This window comes from Janthinobacterium sp. BHSEK, assembly GCF_056174685.1.
This window is the reverse complement of the sequence record NZ_JBWBYV010000130.1, coordinates 1-924: the sequence shown is the minus strand read 5'-3', so window position 1 is coordinate 924 and position 924 is coordinate 1. Positions and strand designations below refer to the sequence as shown.

1 protein-coding gene is annotated in these 924 nt (G+C 42.4%); it reads left to right on the top strand.

Features of this window, described 5'->3' with window-relative positions:
• Positions 1–75 precede the first annotated feature (75 nt).
• Positions 76–849, top strand: a complete 774-nt coding sequence (rfbF, locus tag AC0V2Y_RS27300; protein ID WP_475418052.1) for a glucose-1-phosphate cytidylyltransferase — start codon at positions 76–78, stop codon at positions 847–849.
• Positions 850–924 lie beyond the last annotated feature (75 nt).

Below are 924 nucleotides of genomic sequence, written 5' to 3'. Positions count from 1 at the left end.
GAAATTTGTGATTTTTAATTAAATTGCCTGATCTCTGCCCAGATTAACACATAGTCTTTTGCTTGGAATAAAAAAATGAAAGCTGTCATACTTGCTGGTGGACTGGGTACTCGAATTAGTGAAGAGACCTCTACGAAGCCAAAACCCATGGTCGAGATTGGTGGGAAGCCAATTTTGTGGCATATCATGAAAAGCTACTCGGCACATGGCGTGAATGATTTCGTTATCTGTTGTGGCTACAAGGGTTATGTCATTAAAGAGTATTTTGCGAATTATTTCCTGCATATGTCAGACGTGACATTCGATATGCAGAATAATCAAATGGAAGTCCATACTCGCAATACTGAACCATGGAAAGTGACCTTGGTTGATACAGGTGATGAAACGATGACGGGCGGCCGATTGAAAAGAGTGCGTCCGTATATTGCCGACGAGGAAATGTTTTGCTTTACTTATGGCGATGGCGTTAGCGATGTCAATATTGGTGAATTGATCACATTTCACAAGGCGCATGGAAAACTGGCAACGTTGACTGCAACCCAGCCTCCAGGGCGTTTCGGAGCGCTGAACCTGGAGGGGCAGAAGATCAACAGTTTTCAGGAGAAGCCCCAAGGGGATGGCGCCTGGATTAACGGTGGATATTTCGTGTTGTCTCCTAAGGTCATTGATTATATAGATGATGATTCAACAACCTGGGAAAAGTCTCCGATGGAAAATTTGGCTAAAGATGGACAGCTGGACGCATTTTTTCACCATGGTTTCTGGCAACCGATGGATACATTGCGCGATAAGATTCATCTGGAAGAAATGTGGCAAACTGGCAATGCTCCTTGGAAAACATCCAAGTAGAGTGATAATGGATATTTTGCGGAATAATTTTAAAAGTCAATTTTGCTTGCTAAAAATATAATTATACTGGGTCTG

Bases quoted from the DNA above. Each gene is read 5' to 3' on its own strand.
- rfbF (WP_475418052.1), top strand. From the start codon at position 76: ATGAAAGCTGTCATACTTGCTGGTGGACTGGGTACTCGAATTAGTGAA.